This window comes from Klebsiella electrica (assembly GCF_006711645.1).
Classification (GTDB): domain Bacteria; phylum Pseudomonadota; class Gammaproteobacteria; order Enterobacterales; family Enterobacteriaceae; genus Klebsiella; species Klebsiella electrica.
On record NZ_CP041247.1, the window covers coordinates 326,494 to 343,944 of the forward strand.

11 protein-coding genes are annotated in these 17,451 nt (G+C 55.2%); 8 read left to right on the plus strand and 3 right to left on the minus strand.

Translation table 11 applies throughout. The features are described from left to right. Window positions 1–30 precede the first annotated feature (30 nt). The 7 genes from asd to Electrica_RS01525 all read left to right on the plus strand — a co-directional run bounded on the left by asd (window position 31) and on the right by Electrica_RS01525 (window position 11,763). Window positions 31–1,137 (plus strand): aspartate-semialdehyde dehydrogenase, encoded by a 1,107-nt coding sequence (gene asd / locus Electrica_RS01495; RefSeq protein ID WP_100684466.1) that lies wholly within the window; start codon window positions 31–33, stop codon window positions 1,135–1,137. Window positions 1,138–1,384: 247 nt separating this feature from the next. Then, window positions 1,385–3,571, plus strand: a complete 2,187-nt coding sequence (gene glgB, locus Electrica_RS01500) for a 1,4-alpha-glucan branching enzyme (protein ID WP_131049154.1) — start codon at window positions 1,385–1,387, stop codon at window positions 3,569–3,571. Beyond that, entirely contained in the window at window positions 3,568–5,544 is a 1,977-nt protein-coding gene (glgX, locus tag Electrica_RS01505) for a glycogen debranching protein GlgX (protein ID WP_131049153.1), read from the plus strand. Before glgB ends, glgX begins: the two co-directional genes overlap by 4 nt. Before the next feature lie 80 nt (window positions 5,545–5,624). Then, complete coding sequence (gene glgC / locus Electrica_RS01510) at window positions 5,625–6,920, plus strand: glucose-1-phosphate adenylyltransferase (protein WP_100684463.1); 1,296 nt, start codon at window positions 5,625–5,627, stop codon at window positions 6,918–6,920. After that, on the plus strand, window positions 6,920–8,353 hold the full coding sequence (glgA, locus tag Electrica_RS01515) for a glycogen synthase GlgA (protein WP_100684462.1): 1,434 nt from the start codon (window positions 6,920–6,922) through the stop codon (window positions 8,351–8,353). The genes glgC and glgA overlap by 1 nt, the downstream gene beginning before the upstream one ends. Before the next feature lie 17 nt (window positions 8,354–8,370). Then, complete coding sequence (gene glgP / locus Electrica_RS01520) at window positions 8,371–10,818, plus strand: glycogen phosphorylase (protein WP_131049152.1); 2,448 nt, start codon at window positions 8,371–8,373, stop codon at window positions 10,816–10,818. 189 nt (window positions 10,819–11,007) lie between these two features. After that, window positions 11,008–11,763 (plus strand): IclR family transcriptional regulator, encoded by a 756-nt coding sequence (locus Electrica_RS01525; protein ID WP_100684460.1) that lies wholly within the window; start codon window positions 11,008–11,010, stop codon window positions 11,761–11,763. A gap of 179 nt (window positions 11,764–11,942) precedes the next feature. Here Electrica_RS01525 and Electrica_RS01530 read toward each other — a convergent pair whose 3' ends face one another. From Electrica_RS01530 to Electrica_RS01540, 3 genes are read right to left on the minus strand one after another with little or no spacing between them, the layout of a single operon-like run. Beyond that, a complete protein-coding gene (locus tag Electrica_RS01530; RefSeq protein WP_131049151.1) occupies window positions 11,943–12,848 on the minus strand; it encodes a dihydrodipicolinate synthase family protein in 906 nt (301 codons plus the stop codon). A gap of 43 nt (window positions 12,849–12,891) precedes the next feature. Continuing rightward, complete coding sequence (gene ilvD / locus Electrica_RS01535; protein ID WP_100684458.1) at window positions 12,892–14,607, minus strand: dihydroxy-acid dehydratase; 1,716 nt, start codon at window positions 14,605–14,607, stop codon at window positions 12,892–12,894. Beyond that, window positions 14,604–15,938 (minus strand): MFS transporter, encoded by a 1,335-nt coding sequence (locus tag Electrica_RS01540; RefSeq protein ID WP_100684457.1) that lies wholly within the window; start codon window positions 15,936–15,938, stop codon window positions 14,604–14,606. The genes ilvD and Electrica_RS01540 overlap by 4 nt, the downstream gene beginning before the upstream one ends. Before the next feature lie 328 nt (window positions 15,939–16,266). Between Electrica_RS01540 and Electrica_RS01545 the strand changes: the two genes are divergently transcribed. Next, complete coding sequence (locus Electrica_RS01545; RefSeq protein ID WP_100684456.1) at window positions 16,267–17,391, plus strand: glycerol dehydrogenase; 1,125 nt, start codon at window positions 16,267–16,269, stop codon at window positions 17,389–17,391. Window positions 17,392–17,451: the final 60 nt, after the last annotated feature.

The following is a 17,451-nucleotide window of genomic DNA, read 5'->3' on the forward strand; positions in this document are numbered from 1 at the left end:
AAACAGCACACATCTCCCAGGAAATACGTTATGAAAAATGTTGGTTTTATCGGCTGGCGCGGAATGGTCGGCTCTGTACTCATGCAACGCATGGTTGAAGAGCGCGACTTCGACGCCATTCGCCCTGTTTTTTTCTCCACCTCTCAGCTGGGGCAGCCGGCTCCATCCTTTGGTGGCAGCGCCGGCGGTACGCTTCAGGATGCCTTTGACCTGGACGCGCTGAAGGCACTGGACATTATTGTGACCTGCCAGGGCGGGGATTATACCAACGACGTTTATCCGAAGCTGCGTGAGAGCGGCTGGCAGGGGTACTGGATTGATGCCGCTTCTTCGCTGCGCATGAAAGACGACGCCATCATTATTCTTGATCCGGTAAACCAGGACGTGATTACCGCTGGCCTGAATAACGGCGTGAAAACGTTTGTTGGCGGCAACTGTACCGTTAGCCTGATGCTGATGTCCCTCGGCGGCCTGTTTGCCCAGGATCTCGTGGAGTGGGTTAGCGTGGCCACTTACCAGGCGGCATCTGGCGGCGGGGCGCGTCACATGCGCGAGCTGCTGACTCAGATGGGCCAGCTGCATAGCCACGTGGCGACTGAGCTGGCGAACCCGGCATCCGCCATTCTGGATATCGAACGCAAAGTGACGGCGCTGACCCGCAGCGGCGATCTGGCGGTGGATAACTTTGGTGTGCCGCTGGCAGGCAGCCTGATCCCCTGGATCGACAAGCAGCTGGACAACGGCCAGAGCCGTGAAGAGTGGAAAGGTCAGGCTGAGACCAACAAAATTCTGGCCACCTCGTCCGTTATTCCGGTCGATGGTCTGTGCGTCCGCGTTGGCGCGCTGCGTTGCCACAGCCAGGCATTTACCATCAAACTGAAAAAAGATGTCTCTGTCCCGACCGTTGAAGAACTGCTGGCCGCACACAACCCGTGGGCCAAAGTGGTACCAAACGATCGTGATATTACGATGCGTGAACTGACCCCGGCTGCCGTTACCGGCACCCTGACCACGCCAGTGGGCCGTTTGCGTAAGCTGAATATGGGGCCGGAATACCTGTCGGCTTTCACCGTCGGTGACCAGCTCCTGTGGGGCGCCGCCGAGCCGCTGCGACGCATGCTGCGCCAGCTGGCTTGATAACTGGATGAACAAAAAGGGGGTGTCTTACACCTCCTTTTTTTTGCGTAATACAAGGAGTAAACGCGGATGTTAGATTTTTTCCAACGGAGGTAAGACAGCCTTGGCTATGCTTTAAGTAAGGAACGATAACGTTGCCTTACCTGAAGGTGGGACGGAGCAGGAGAAAGCACGGTGTGCTGCACCGTTCAGGTCAAAAAAAGTCGTCAGCTACAGGAAAGGGCGACACTTACAACAGGATGAAACCATGTCTAATCGTATCGATAGAGACGTGATTAATGCGCTTATCTCCGGCCATTTTGCGGATCCCTTTTCCGTACTGGGTATGCATCAAACCGCTGCCGGGCTGGAAGTACGCGCATTATTACCCGATGCCACCGATGTCTGGGTTATTGAACCGAAAACCGGGCGCAAAGTCGGCAAACTAGAATGCCTCGACTCACGCGGATTCTTCAGCGGCGTTCTGCCGCGTCGCAAAAATACTTTTCGTTACCAGCTGGCGGTCACCTGGCACGACCAGCAAAACCTGATTGACGACCCTTATCGCTTTGGGCCGCTGCTGCAGGATCTTGATGTCTGGCTGCTGTCGGAAGGGACTCATCTACGGCCTTATGAAACGCTGGGAGCGCACGCCGACACGATGGACGGCGTCACCGGTACGCGCTTTTCTGTCTGGGCGCCAAACGCCCGCCGGGTTTCCGTGGTCGGGCAGTTCAACTACTGGGATGGCCGCCGTCATCCGATGCGCCTGCGCAAAGAGTCCGGCATCTGGGAGCTGTTTGTGCCCGGCGCGCATAACGGCCAGCTGTATAAATTTGAGCTGATTGACGCCCACGGCCACCTGCGTGTGAAGTCCGACCCTTATGCCTTTGAAGCGCAGATGCGCCCGGAAAGCGCATCGCTTATCTGTAGTCTGCCGGAAAAGGTCGAACAGCCGGAGTCCCGCAAGCAGGCCAATCAGTTTGATGCGCCGATTTCGATTTATGAAGTCCATCTGGGTTCCTGGCGCCGCCATACCGATAACAACTTCTGGTTAAGCTACCGCGAACTGGCCGATCAACTGGTGCCCTACGCGAAGTGGATGGGCTTCACCCATCTGGAGCTGCTGCCGGTAAACGAACATCCGTTCGACGGCAGCTGGGGCTATCAGCCGACCGGCCTGTACGCGCCGACCCGCCGCTTCGGTACTCGTGAAGACTTCCGCTACTTCCTGAACGCCGCCCATGCCGCGGGTCTGAACGTGATCCTTGACTGGGTGCCGGGCCATTTCCCGTCGGATGACTTTGCGCTGGCATCGTTTGACGGCACCGCGTTGTATGAACACAGCGATCCGCGAGAAGGTTATCACCAGGACTGGAATACGCTGATCTACAACTACGGTCGCCGTGAAGTCAGCAACTTCCTGGTCGGGAACGCGCTGTACTGGATTGAGCGTTTTGGTATCGACGCTCTGCGGGTGGATGCAGTCGCGTCAATGATCTACCGCGACTACAGCCGCAAGGAGGGCGAGTGGGTGCCCAACGAGTACGGCGGTCGGGAAAACCTCGAAGCGATTGAGTTCCTGCGTAATACCAACCGCGTGCTCGGCGAACAGACGCCGGGGGCAATCACGATGGCCGAGGAGTCTACCGACTTCGCCGGGGTTTCACGACCTTCTTCGACGGGCGGTCTTGGCTTCTGGTTCAAATGGAACCTCGGCTGGATGCATGACACCCTCGACTACATGAAGCTCGATCCCATCTATCGTCGTCATCATCACGACAAGATGACCTTCGGGATGCTCTACAACTACACCGAAAACTTCGTGCTGCCGCTGTCACATGATGAAGTGGTTCACGGCAAAAAATCGATTCTTGACCGGATGCCCGGTGATGCCTGGCAGAAGTTTGCCAACCTGCGCGCCTACTACGGCTGGATGTTTGCCTTCCCGGGGAAAAAACTGCTGTTTATGGGCAATGAATTTGCCCAGGGGCGGGAGTGGAACCACGACGGCAGCCTGGACTGGCATCTGCTGGAAGGCGGCGATAACTGGCATCACGGCGTCCAGCGTCTGGTTCGCGATCTGAACCATACCTATCGTCACCATAAAGCGCTGCACGAGCTGGATTTTGACCCCTACGGCTTTGAATGGCTGGTGGTGGATGATCACGAGCGCTCGGTCTTTATCTTTGTACGTCGCGATAAAGCCGGGAATGAAATCATCGTTGCCAGCAACTTCACTCCGGTGCCGCGCCACGACTATCGTTTCGGGATTAACCAGCCAGGACGCTGGCGAGAAGAACTGAATACCGACTCGATGCACTACCACGGTAGCAATACCGGTAACGGCGGCATCGTGGAAAGCGAGGCTATCGCCAGCCACGGGCGGGAACATTCTCTCTCAATTACGCTACCGCCGCTGGCGACCGTCTGGCTGGTACGGGAGGCAGAATGACGACACTGGCGGCCGGAAAACCCTCGCCGTTGGGCGCAAGCTATGACGGAAAGGGCGTGAACTTCACGCTCTTTTCCGCCCATGCCGAACGGGTGGAGCTCTGCGTGTTTGATGCGCAAGGCAATGAGCAGCGGTTCGATTTACCCGCGCGCACGGGCGATATCTGGCACGGCTGGCTTCCTGCCGCCGGGCCGGGTCTGCGCTACGGCTACCGCGTGCATGGGCCGTGGGATCCGGCGCAGGGGCACCGCTTTAATCCGGCCAAACTGCTGCTCGACCCGTGCTGTCATCGGGTTGAGGGCGAACTGCACGATGATGAGCGCCTCCACGGCGGCGATCTTTCTCCCGATCGTCGCGACAGCGCGGCGATTGCGCCAAAGTCGCAGGTGGTGGATCTGTATTACAACTGGCAGAACGATGCGCCGCCGGGAACGCCCTGGGGCCAGACGGTTATCTATGAAGCCCATGTCAAAGGGCTGACCTGGCTGCATCCCGGGTTGCCGGAGTCTATTCGCGGCACCTATAAAGCGCTGGGCCATCCGGTGATGATCGATTACTTCAGGACCCTTGGCATTACGGCGCTGGAGCTGATGCCGGTGGCGCAGTTTGCCAGTGAACCGCGCTTGCAGAGAATGGGATTAAGCAACTACTGGGGCTATAACCCGATGGCGATGTACGCGCTCGATCCGCGCTATGCCAGCGAGCCTGCGCGTGCGCTGGATGAGTTTCGCGATGCGGTAAAGGCGCTGCATGCGGCGGGTATCGAAGTGATCCTCGACATAGTGCTGAACCACAGCGCCGAAATTGACCTTGAGGGGCCGACCTTCTCTTTGCGCGGAATCGATAACCGTAACTATTATTGGATCAGAGAAGACGGGGATTACTACAACTGGACCGGCTGCGGCAATACGCTCAATCTCAGTCAGCCGAACGTGGTGGAGTATGCCCGCCAGTGTCTGCGGTTTTGGGTCGATGAGTGCCATGTCGATGGCTTTCGCTTTGATCTAGCCTCGGTGATGGGACGCACGCCGGAATTTCGCCAGGATGCGCCGCTGTTTGAAGCGATCCGTAACGATCCGCATCTGGCGGCGGTGAAGCTGATTGCTGAACCCTGGGATATTGGCGCCGGCGGCTATCAGGTGGGGAACTTCCCGCCGCTGTTTGCCGAATGGAATGACCATTTTCGCGATGTCGCGAGGCGCTTCTGGTTACAGCAAAGCGTGTCGCTGGGCGAGTTTGCCCGGCGTTTTGCCGCCTCCAGCGATCTCTTTTCGCGTAACGGTCGCCAGCCCGCTGCGGCGGTGAATCTGATCACCGCCCACGATGGTTTCACCCTACGTGACTGCGTTTGCTTCAATCAGAAGCATAATGAGGCGAATGGTGAAGAGAATCGCGATGGGACTAACAATAACTACAGCAGCAATCATGGTATAGAGGGAACAGGAGGCAGTCTTGATGTGCTTGAACGGCGTCGGGACAGCGTTCATGCCCTGCTCTCGACGCTGCTGCTGGCACAGGGCACGCCGATGCTGCTGGCGGGTGACGAGCATGGTCATAGCCAGCACGGCAACAATAACGCCTATTGTCAGGACAACGCATTGACCTGGCTTGACTGGAACCAGGCAAATAGCGGGCTGACGGCATTTACCGCTGCGCTTATTCACCTGCGTCGATGCATACCGGCATTAACCAGCAATCGCTGGTGGCAGGAAGGGGATGATAACGTTGTTTGGCTAAACCAGTATGCGCAACCGTTAACTGCTGATGAATGGCAGCATGGCACCGCGCGTCTGCAAATTTTGCTGTCTGGCCGTTGGTTAATGACGGTGAATGCCACCGCTGAGGTGGCGCATATGGAATTACCTGAGGGGGAGTGGCATGCCGTTCCTCCTTTCGCCGGAGAGGATAATCCGGTCGTCATGGCTGTCTGGCACGGGCCCGCGCACGGAGTGTGCGTATTTCAAAGGTCGTAAGCCCTGAAGCTTCCGGTTGCTCTCGCGGCCGCTGCGCGGCGAGAGGGACAGGAAGGCTGGGATGTAAAAAGGAGTTAATCATGGTTAGGCTAGAAAAGAACGATCCGTTGATGCTGGCGCGTCAGCTCCCCATCAAAACCGTTGCATTGATTCTTGCGGGTGGGCGCGGTACCCGGCTTAAGGACTTAACTATTAAGCGTGCAAAACCGGCTGTCCATTTCGGCGGTAAGTTTCGCATAATCGATTTCGCATTATCTAACTGCATTAACTCAGGTATTCGCCGTATCGGCGTTATCACCCAGTATCAATCGCACACTCTGGTACAACATATCCAGCGCGGCTGGTCATTTTTTAGCGAAGAAATGAACGAGTTCGTGGATTTACTGCCAGCGCAACAGCGGGTACATGGCGAAAACTGGTATCGCGGCACGGCTGATGCGGTGACGCAGAACCTCGACATCATTCGCCGCTATAAAGCGGAGTATGTGGTGATCCTCGCCGGCGATCATATTTACAAGCAAGACTACTCGCGCATGTTGATCGATCACGTCGAAAAAGGAGCTCGCTGCACCGTGGCCTGTATGCCGGTGCCCATTGAAGAGGCATCCGCCTTTGGCGTCATGGCGGTGGATGAAAACGATAAAATTATCGAATTCGTCGAAAAACCCGCGACTCCGCCCGCGATGCCGAGCGATGCGACCAAATCGCTGGCCAGCATGGGGATCTATGTCTTTGATGCTGATTATCTTTATGAACTACTGACTGAAGATGACGACGACGAAAACTCCAGCCACGATTTCGGCAAAGATATTATTCCTAAGATAACCGAAGCTGGCATGGCTTATGCACATCCTTTCCCGCTCTCCTGCGTGCAGTCTGATCCGGATGCGGAACCGTACTGGCGCGATGTGGGGACGCTTGAAGCCTACTGGAAAGCGAACCTTGACCTGGCCTCGGTGACGCCGGAGCTGGATATGTATGATCAGAACTGGCCGATTCGGACCCATATGGAGTCTCTGCCGCCCGCGAAGTTCGTTCAGGACCGCTCTGGTAGTCACGGTATGACCTTGAACTCGCTGGTTTCCGGCGGCTGTATTATCTCCGGTTCGGTGGTGGTGCAATCGGTGCTGTTCCCGCGCGTGCGCGTGAATTCATTCTGTAACATTGATTCGGCAGTCTTATTGCCAGAAGTGTGGGTGGGGCGCTCATGCCGCCTGCGCCGCTGCATAATCGATCGCGCCTGTGTGATTCCTGAGGGCATGGTGATTGGCGAACACGCGGAAGAGGATGCGCGTCGGTTCTACCGATCGGAGGAAGGTATCGTGCTGGTTACGCGTGATATGTTGCGGAAGTTGGGGCATAAACAGGAGCGATAATGCAGGTCTTACATGTATGTTCAGAGATGTTCCCGCTGTTAAAAACCGGCGGTCTGGCGGATGTAATCGGCGCGCTGCCTGCGGCGCAAATCGCTGAGGGTATTGATACGCGCGTGCTGCTGCCGGCGTTCCCGGATATTCGCCGTGGCGTCACCGATGCGCAGGTTGTGACGCGCAGAGAGACCTTTGCCGGACGCATGACGCTGCTGTTTGGTCACTATAACGGCGTGGGGATCTATTTGATTGATGCCCCGCATCTCTACGACCGCCCAGGGAGCCCTTACCACGACACTAACCAACATGCTTACACCGACAACGTGCTGCGTTTTGCGCTGCTGGGTTGGGTAGGTAGCGAGATGGCCTGCGGGCTGGACCCTTTCTGGCGTCCTGATGTCGTGCATGCTCACGACTGGCATGCGGGCCTGACTCCTGCCTATCTGGCAGCGCGTGGACGACCGGCGAAATCGGTCTTTACGGTACACAACCTGGCTTATCAGGGCATGTTCTATTCATGGCATATGAATGAGATAGAGCTGCCGTGGTCGTTCTATAACATGCATGGTCTGGAGTTCAACGGCCAGATCTCGTTCCTTAAGTCTGGCCTCTATTTTGCCGATCATATTACGGCGGTCAGCCCGACCTACGCGCGTGAAATAACCGAACCGCAATTTGCCTACGGCATGGAAGGGCTGCTGCGTCAGCGTCAGCACGAGGGGCGGCTATCGGGGATTCTGAACGGCGTGGATGCGGGTATCTGGAACCCGGAAAGCGACCTGCTGCTGGCGTCGCGTTATGATCGCGATTGCCTTGAAGACAAAGCGGAGAACAAGCGCCAGCTGCAAATTGCGATGGGGTTGCAAGTCGACGACAAAGCCCCGCTGTTCGCCGTGGTCAGCCGTCTGACCAGCCAGAAAGGGCTGGATTTAGTTCTCGAAGCGCTGCCGGGCCTGCTTGAGCAGGGTGGGCAACTGGCGCTGCTTGGCGCAGGGGATCCGGTACTGCAGGAAGGTTTCCTGGCCGCGGCCGCCGAGCATCCGGGCAAAGTTGGTGTGCAGATTGGTTATCACGAGGCTTTCTCACACCGCATTATGGGCGGTGCCGACGTGATTCTGGTTCCCAGCCGTTTCGAGCCCTGTGGCTTAACACAGCTGTATGGCCTGAAGTACGGCACGTTGCCGCTGGTGCGGCGTACCGGGGGGCTGGCGGATACCGTGACCGACAGTTCGCTGGAAAACCTGGCCGATGGCGTAGCCAGCGGTTTTGTCTTTGAAGACAGCAATGCGCTATCGCTGCTGCGGGCTATTCGGCGCGCGTTCGTGCTGTGGTCGCGCCCGTCGCTCTGGCGTTACGTTCAGCGTCAGGCGATGAATATGGATTTTAGCTGGCAGGTCGCGGCGAACTCTTATCGAGAACTTTATCAACGCTTGATGTAACCACAGGAGTCATTGCGATGAATGTACCCTTTAGCTACGCATCACCCACGCTGAGCGTTGAGGCGTTAAAGCACTCTATTGCCTATAAGCTGATGTTTATCATTGGTAAAGATCCCGCTATTGCCAATAAGCACGAGTGGCTCAACGCCACGTTGTTTGCCGTTCGCGACCGTATGGTGGAGCGCTGGCTGCGCTCTAATCGCGCTCAGCTTTCTCAGGAGGTTCGCCAGGTTTATTACCTGTCGATGGAGTTTCTGATTGGTCGTACGCTCTCTAACGCCTTGTTGTCGTTGGGCATCTATGAGGATGTGAACTGCGCGCTGGAAGAGATGGGGCTGAACCTTGAAGAGCTGATTGACGAAGAGAATGACCCGGGGCTGGGCAATGGCGGCCTTGGGCGCCTGGCCGCCTGTTTCCTCGACTCGCTGGCGGCGTTAGGCCTGCCTGGTCGTGGCTACGGTATCCGCTATGACTACGGGATGTTTAAGCAAAACATCGTTGACGGGCGGCAGAAAGAGTCCCCGGATTACTGGCTTGAGTACGGCAACCCGTGGGAGTTTGAGCGGCATAATACGCGTTACAAAGTGCGCTTCGGCGGGCGCATTCAGCAGGAAGGCAAACAGTCGCGCTGGGTTGAAACCGAAGAGATCCTCGCGGAAGCCTACGATCAGATTATCCCGGGCTTTGATACCGATGCGACCAACACGCTCCGTCTGTGGAGCGCTCAGGCCAGCAGCGAGATTAACCTTGGTAAATTTAATCAGGGTGATTACTTCGCGGCGGTAGAAGATAAAAACCATTCTGAAAACGTCTCCCGGGTACTGTATCCGGACGACTCGACCTACTCCGGGCGCGAGCTGCGCCTGCGTCAGGAATATTTCCTCGTCTCCGCTACGGTGCAGGATATTCTCAGCCGCCATTATCAACTGCACAAATCTTTCGCTAACCTGGCAGACAAAATAGCGATTCACCTCAACGACACCCATCCGGTGCTGTCGATCCCGGAGCTGATGCGCCTGCTGATTGATGAGCATAAGTTCGGCTGGGATGAAGCGTTTGAAGTCACCTGCCAGGTGTTCTCCTACACCAACCATACGTTGATGAGCGAAGCGCTGGAGACCTGGCCTGTCGATATGCTGGGCAAAATTCTGCCGCGCCATTTGCAGATTATTTTCGAGATCAATGACTACTTCCTGAAGACGCTACAGGAGCAGTATCCCAATGATACCGCGCTGCTGAGCCGCACATCGATTATCGACGAATCCAACGGCCGTCGCGTGCGCATGGCGTGGCTGGCGGTGGTGATTAGTCATAAAGTAAACGGCGTTTCCGAACTGCACTCCCGACTGATGGTGGAGTCGTTGTTTGCCGACTTCGCGAAGATTTTCCCGATGCGCTTTACAAACGTCACCAACGGCGTGACGCCGCGCCGCTGGCTGGCGCTGGCGAATCCGCCTTTATCAAAGGTGCTGGACGAGAACATCGGCCGTACCTGGCGTACCGACCTGAGCCAGCTGAAGGAGCTGGAGCAGCACATTGACTATCCGACGGTGAATCAGGCTGTGCGTCAGGCGAAGCTGGAGAACAAGCAGCGGCTGGCAAACGCGATCGCCCATCAGTTGAATGTGGTGGTGAACCCGAAAGCGCTGTTTGACGTGCAAATCAAACGTATCCACGAGTACAAGCGTCAGCTGATGAACATCCTGCACGTCATTACCCGCTACAACCGTATTAAGGCCGATCCCGACGCCGTATGGGTGCCGCGCGTGAATATCTTTGCCGGTAAAGCCGCCTCGGCTTATTACATGGCCAAGCACATTATTCACCTCATTAACGACGTGGCGGCGGTGGTGAACAACGATCCGCAGATTGGCGAGAAGCTCAAAGTGGTCTTTGTTCCGAACTACAGCGTTAGCCTTGCACAGCTGATTATTCCGGCGGCGGATCTTTCAGAGCAGATCTCGCTGGCGGGTACCGAAGCTTCCGGAACCAGTAATATGAAATTCGCGCTTAACGGTGCCTTGACCATCGGTACCCTGGACGGCGCGAACGTCGAGATGCTGGAGCACGTGGGTGAGGATAATATCTTTATCTTCGGCAATACCGCGGAACAGGTTGAGGCGCTGCGTCGTAACGGCTATAAGCCGCGGGAATTTTACGAGCAGGATCCGGAGCTGCATCAGGCGCTGACACAAATTGGCACCGGGCTGTTCAGTCCGTCGGAGCCGGGCCGCTATCGCGACCTGCTGGATTCGCTGATCAACTTTGGCGACCATTATCAGGTGCTGGCTGATTACCGGAGCTATGTGGATTGCCAGGATAAGGTGGATGAGTTGTATCGTCATCCGGAAGAGTGGGCGATGACGGCGATGCATAATATCGCCAATATGGGCTATTTCTCTTCTGACCGTACGATTCAGGAATATGCCGATCATATCTGGCATATCGACCCGGTACGGCTGTAGCCGGTCACGCAGTCACAACGGGGCCACTGGCCCCGTTTTTTATCGCGGTCTATAAATATGCGTTTGACGTCGGGCTGCTGGTTATTCGTCTGCTGAATCTGTCGGCGGCATTTGGCTGCTGTGATGGAAAAAGGGTTGAGTACTGGTGTATAGTATTAGCAGAACAATTCATAATTAATTGATAATAATATGAAAAAAATTACCACATCTATTCCGGCCCTCGATAAAACCATGCGTGTATTTGATTATCTTCTGGAGTGCGGCGGCGCAACGTTTACCCAGATCCATCAAAATTCAGGGATTGCGAAAAGCAGCACCTCATCTTTGCTGAATGGCATGGTGGAACATGGGTTATTACGCCAGGAAAAAGATAAGTATTATCTGGGGTTACGCCTGTATGAATTAGGTAATAAAGCGGCGGAACAGTATGACATTAAAAAAATCGCTTTACCGATTCTCGAAGAGATCCGCGATAACACCGGCTTGACCTGCCATCTTGGCGTGCTGGAAGGCGATGCGCCAATTTATCTTCTGAAAGTCGAAAGTCCGCAGGCTATTGTGATACGAAGCTGGGAAGGCAAGCGTCTCTCATTACATAGCTCAGGTCTGGGAAAAGTGCTGATTGCATGGCTGAGCGAGGAGGAGCTGGAAGAGCTGCTGCCTTCGGATCAAATACTGACGCGTTTTACGCAGACGACGATCACGGACGTGAATATCCTCAAGCAGGAGCTTGCTGGAATCCGCCGCCGCGGCTGGGGTTATGACAACGAAGAGGACTCCCTTGGCGTGCGCTGTATTGCGGTACCGGTATTCAATGCGCAGGGGAAAGTGATTGCCGCGTTGAGCGTATCAGGCGTTGCGTTCCAGATCCCTGACGATAAACGCGAGTCGCTCGCGACATTAATGATGGATGCCAGCCGTAGCCTGACTCACCTGCTGTGCTGAAATCATCATAGCGCGGACAGTAAAGCCCGCCCAGAGCACTGAGGAAGCGTGCTTCTCAGGAATGAGCCCGCGACGCTTCGCTTACATGAACCTACAGATACCTTATCGCATGTTGATAGCCGGGTAAGGGGTCAACCGCCACCCGGCAGAAATATCAGCCCGATATCGAATACAGGCTTTTATAACCCCGCACGCAGCAATACCTGCTTCAGATTAACAATATGACCTTCATTTGCCGGTAAAACGGGCGGCATCACGTGGGGAGAAATATCAACTCCGCTCAGCTGAATCGCCTTTTTGATTATCCCGAAGAAAGGTGAATCCAGGCTGTAAATAGTAGAAAGTGCGGACAGTCTGCGCTGTAAGCCAAACATCGTCTCGTACTCTTTTTCACACCACGCACGGTAGATCCCGCAGGTGAGCTGCGGCGCAAAATTCGCCGTCGCCGGGATCCCGCCGTTGCCGCCTAAAATAAGCGTATCCATCATATATTCATCATAGCCGGAGAAAATAACGAAATCCGGACGCGCTGGCCTGACATTATTGATGATTTCACGGATGTGGCTAATATTATCAACGGTATCCTTAATGCCGATAATATTGGGGTGGTCTTGCGCCAGCCGGGTAATTAAATCAACGCTAAGATCCTGCCCCGTTAACGCCGGGAAATTATAGAGAATGATCGGGCTTTTGCTGTGATTAGCCACGGTGCTGAAATGATGATAAATATACTCATCGGTTAATCTGGCATAGTACGGATTCAGTACCAGGACCGCATCGACTTCGAGCTGGTCGGCATGCTGACCATACTCAATCACTTCCTGCGTGCTGGTGCTGCTAATGCCGAGCAGCACCGGAATACGGCGGTTAATATGACGAACGCAAAACTCTGCGGTTTCCAGGCGCAGTGCCTTGGTCATATGACAAAACTCCCCCCCGCTGCCCAGCAGTAATACGCCGTTGACCTTGCTTGCAATAAGATGATCGAGCAACGTCGCCATACCGGTTTTATCTAACTCTCCTTGCGCATTAACAATAGTCGGGACTGGCGGAAATACGCCGTGAAATTTCGTAATCTGAGTCATGTATCGATCCTTAAAACAGGCGAGCCGAAGCCCGCCAGGGATATTATTTAAGCCAGGCTCCGGCCATTAATGATGCGGCGTTAGCAGTGAATTGTTTAAAGACACCGCGACGGTTCGAATAATCGGGTTTCTGCCAGTTTGCCCGCCGGTCTTCAAGGCAGCGGCGTATTTCTTCTTCCGTTTTGTGCACCCCGTCGATGCCAACGATATTGAGCCTGCGGCCTTTGACATCCATTTCGATTAAATCGCCATCTTCCACCAGGGCAATCGGCCCGCCGTCGGCCGCTTCCGGCGAAACGTGTCCGACGCATGGCCCGCTGGTAGCGCCGGAGAAACGACCGTCGGTAATCAACGCGACTTTTCCGTCGAGGCGCTTGTCATACACAATGGCATCGGTGGTCATCAGCATTTCCGGGGCGCCAGAACCTTTTGCCCCCTCGTAGCGAATAAAAATGACATCGCCGGGTTCGATATGGTTATGAATGATCGCCTGCTGGGCATCTTCTTCGGAGTTAAAGACGCGGGCCGGGCCGGTATGGTGGTGCATATCCGGCGCACAGGCGGCATATTTAATGACTGCTCCTTCAGGCGCGATGTTGCCCTTCAGTACCGCAATCGACCCTTTCTTAGTGGCATTTTCGGGTGGCCGAATCACCTCTTCCGGGCTGACTTTGTAATTGCTGAGGTAGCCGTGATTGCGGGTGAAGAAGCCGGATTGATGGAGCATTTCCAGATTGTCACCGAGCGTACGGCCCGTCACGGTAAGTGCATCAAGATCCAGATAATCGCGCAGATACCACTGCACCATTGGCACGCCGCCCGCAAACCACATCATTTCGGTAACGTACTCGCCGCTGGGCTGAATGTTGGTCAGATAAGGGATTTCATTATTGATCCGATCAAACAGTTCAGGCTTAAGCTCCCATCCCAGTTCGTGAGCGATAGCCGGAAGGTGGATCATCGCATTGGTGCTGCCGCCGATCGCCGCATGGACTTTGATCGCGTTTTCAAACGCCGCAGGGGTCAGAATCTTATGGGTGGTGATATTTTTCTCCGCCAGATACAGCGCCTGGTGGCCTGCGGTGCGGGCGACGCGGCGAATTTCCGCCAGGGTCGATGGCAGCAAAGCGCTGCCAGGCAGGGCCAGCCCCAATGCCTCCGACATACACTGCATAGTGCTGGCGGTTCCCATAAACTGGCAGGCTCCGGCGGTAGGGCAACCGCATTGCTGCATCGCTTCCACTTGTTGAATGCTGATTTCGCCTTTCTTCAACTTAGCGGTGATCCCGCCGAGGTCAGAAGTACTCATATTCGGGGCAGGACGCATGGAGCCGCCGGGAATATGCAGCAGCGGCAGATTGAGGCGTGCGGCGGCAATCAGATGTGCCGGGATCGATTTATCGCAGCTTGAGATCAGAATCGCGGCATCATAAGGCACCACTGAGGCATGAATTTCGACCATGTTGGCAATGGCTTCGCGAGACGCCAGGATGTAGTTCATCCCATCGTGGCCCTGGCCCCAGCCATCACAGATATCCGTCACATGGTGACGGACCGCACGCCCCCCGCTTTCATGCACGCCCAGTACGGCTTCATCACCCAGTTGGTTAAGATGGAAGCTACCAGGATGGCTTTCGCCATAGCAGTCATCGACAAGGATTTGTCGTTTATTGACATCTTCTTTGCTGTAATTCATTCCAAGACGCAGGGCGTCAAGCTGTGACCACAGGTCGCGAGCATGCTGACATTTCTGGCTCATTTGGCGATTCCTTCCTGTTTAAGTGAGGCACCCGGCGTCGGGGTGTCAGGTGTGTTGCTGCTACCAGCAGGGCGTGCGGTAACAGAAGGCAAGCTGAAAAGCAGTCCGACGGCGATAAGCAGAGCGGCAACCAGTACGGTCATCCCTGCCGTTTGCGAGAACGTCACCGTTAACAGCCCTACGAGGTAGGGCCCGATAAAGCCGCCGATATTGCCGAGCGCGTTGATGGTGCCACGCACGCCGCCGAGTACGTTGGGGGCGAAGAGTAAGGGGGGTAGCGTCCAGAATGGGCCGGCATAGGCTTGCAGGAAGAATCCGCAAATCACCATCATGCCGTAGGCGAGCCAGACGTTATCTTTCAGTAATAAGGACAGGGCGAGACAGACCGCGAAACCCAGCAGAGGAATAGCCGTGTAAAGGCGGCGATTCATGGTTTTATCACACCATTTGGCAATGTAATACTGACCGATAATGCACAGAACATAAGGCGCTGCGGTAAGCGCCCCAACGATGGTCATGCCGCTGCCGGTCAGGTGTTTAATCAGATTAGGCATCCACAGCGCGAAGCCATAGAAGCCGACCTGTACGAAGAAATAGATACCGACAAGCTTCCACAGATTGACGCTTTTTAATACTCCGCGAACACTGCTTTGCTCGCCGCCAATACTCAATGCGCGATCGGCCAGCAGCTTTTGTTCGATCCAGGCGCGCTCTTTCGGATCCAGCCACTTCGCCTGATGCGGGTGATCGGAAACCAGAGGCAGCCAGACAAAAAGCAGCCCCAGAGAGAGCAAACCTTCGATGATAAACATCTCCCGCCAGCCGTAAGTTTCGATAAGCCAGCCGGAAAGCGGCCCGGTAATGATGGAGGCGGCGGCCAGGTTCATCTGGAAATAGGCGATGGCCCTGGCGCGCTCCTCATTGGGGAACCAGTGGCCAATCAGCGCCAGAATAGCGGGGTATACAGCGCCTTCCGCCACGCCGAGCACAAAGCGAATAATCAGCAGCTGCGTTGGCGTCTGAACAAAGCCGGTCAGCAGTGCAAAACCGCCCCAGGCGACAATAGTCCAGGCAATTAATTTTTTGGCGCTGAGACGCTCGGCTATCTGACCGCCGGGAATTTGCAGGAAGATATAACCAATGAAGAAGATCCCGGCGACCAGACCGGCAAAAGAAGCGGTCATGCCTAAATCTTCATCCATGCCGCCTGCGATCCCAATGGCGATATTGGTCCTGTCCATATAGGCCACGATATAAACGAGGATCGTGGCTGGGATAATATGCAGCCAGCGCCCTCGTGTGGTCGGTTTCTCTGTTTCAATGCTCATCATTGCATCCCTTTAGTATTAAAAATTATTGTTCTGTATATAGAACTTATGTTCTGTATATTGATAATATGATGATGTATTCATATAGCGTCAATTCCATATATTAAGTAAGGTTATGTTTTGTGATTTGCTTCAAAAATGAGCGGAAACAGGGTGAAAAAGAGTGGGTAAGCTAGTGAATAGTGCCTGCTGGCCTGAAATTGTGCGCTGCCTCACAGGATAAAATTATGCTCTCACCTGGTCATTGTATGTTCAGAGTAAACGGCATTAAATTCTTTATATGGAAATATTGTTCCATATATTGAACTTTATTGTCTTTTAAGGAGAAACAATGGTTACTACCGCGATCTTTCCGTCACGATATGTGCAGGGAAAAGGGGCGTTGACAACGCATCTCCCGCAGGAACTGGCCGCGCTCGGTCATAAGGCACTGATTTTGCAGGATCCTGTTGTCCATAATGGCTACCGGGATACGGTTGCAACGGCACTCCACGGGGTGATTGATTTTGATATCGAGGTGTTCAGTAGCGAGTGCAGCGATGAGGAAATTGCTCGCATCTGCGCACGCGCGCAGGAAATCGGTGCCGATGTGATTGTCGGTATGGGAGGTGGAAAAACCCTGGATACGGCGAAAGCGACCGGTGCCAGCCTGCGGCTGCCTATTGCTGTGGTTCCGACGCTGGCCTCAACGGATGCGCCATGCAGTTCACTGGTTGTTATCTATACGCCGGAAGGGAAATTCAAACGCTACCTGATGATTCCGCGTAACCCGACGCTTGTGCTGGTGGACAGCGGCATTATTGCCGCCGCGCCGGTACGCTTTTTGATTTCTGGGATCGGCGATGCGCTGGCAACCTGGTTTGAAGCGGAAGATTGTCGGATCAAAGGGGCCGGGAATATGACGACCAGGCCAGGGCCGATGACCGCATTTGAGCTGGCGCGGTTTTGCTACTCTACGTTAATGCGCTATGGGCGTCTGGCGAAACTGGCCTGCGAACAACATCAGGTTACCCCAGCGCTCGAACACGTTATTGAAGCGAACACGCTGTTATCCGGGCTCGGTTTTGAAAGCGGCGGGCTGGCGGCCGCACACGCCATTCATAACGGTCTGACCGTGCTACCCGCCACGCACAAATACTGGCATGGTGAAAAAGTCGCTTTTGGCACGCTGGCAATGCTCATGCTCACCGATAGAGCGCCTGAGCTGATCGAGGAGGTGTATCAGTTCTGCGAAGATATCGGCTTGCCAACTACGCTGGCCGATATTGGTCTGGCCGGCGTTAGCGATGATGAACTGCTGGCCGTTGCCCGGGCGTCTTGTCAGACGGGGGAAACGATACATAACGAGCCGTTTACCATCACCCCGGAGGCGGTGCTGGCGGCATTGCGAGCCGCTGATGCCGTTGGTCAGGCGCGGAAAAAAGCGGCTGGCGTTGCGGCCTCTGGCGGAAAGTGATTGAGGAAAGCGTCCGTTAATGCGCATAAGGGGGGTGATTCCCCCCTTATATCGCGTGTG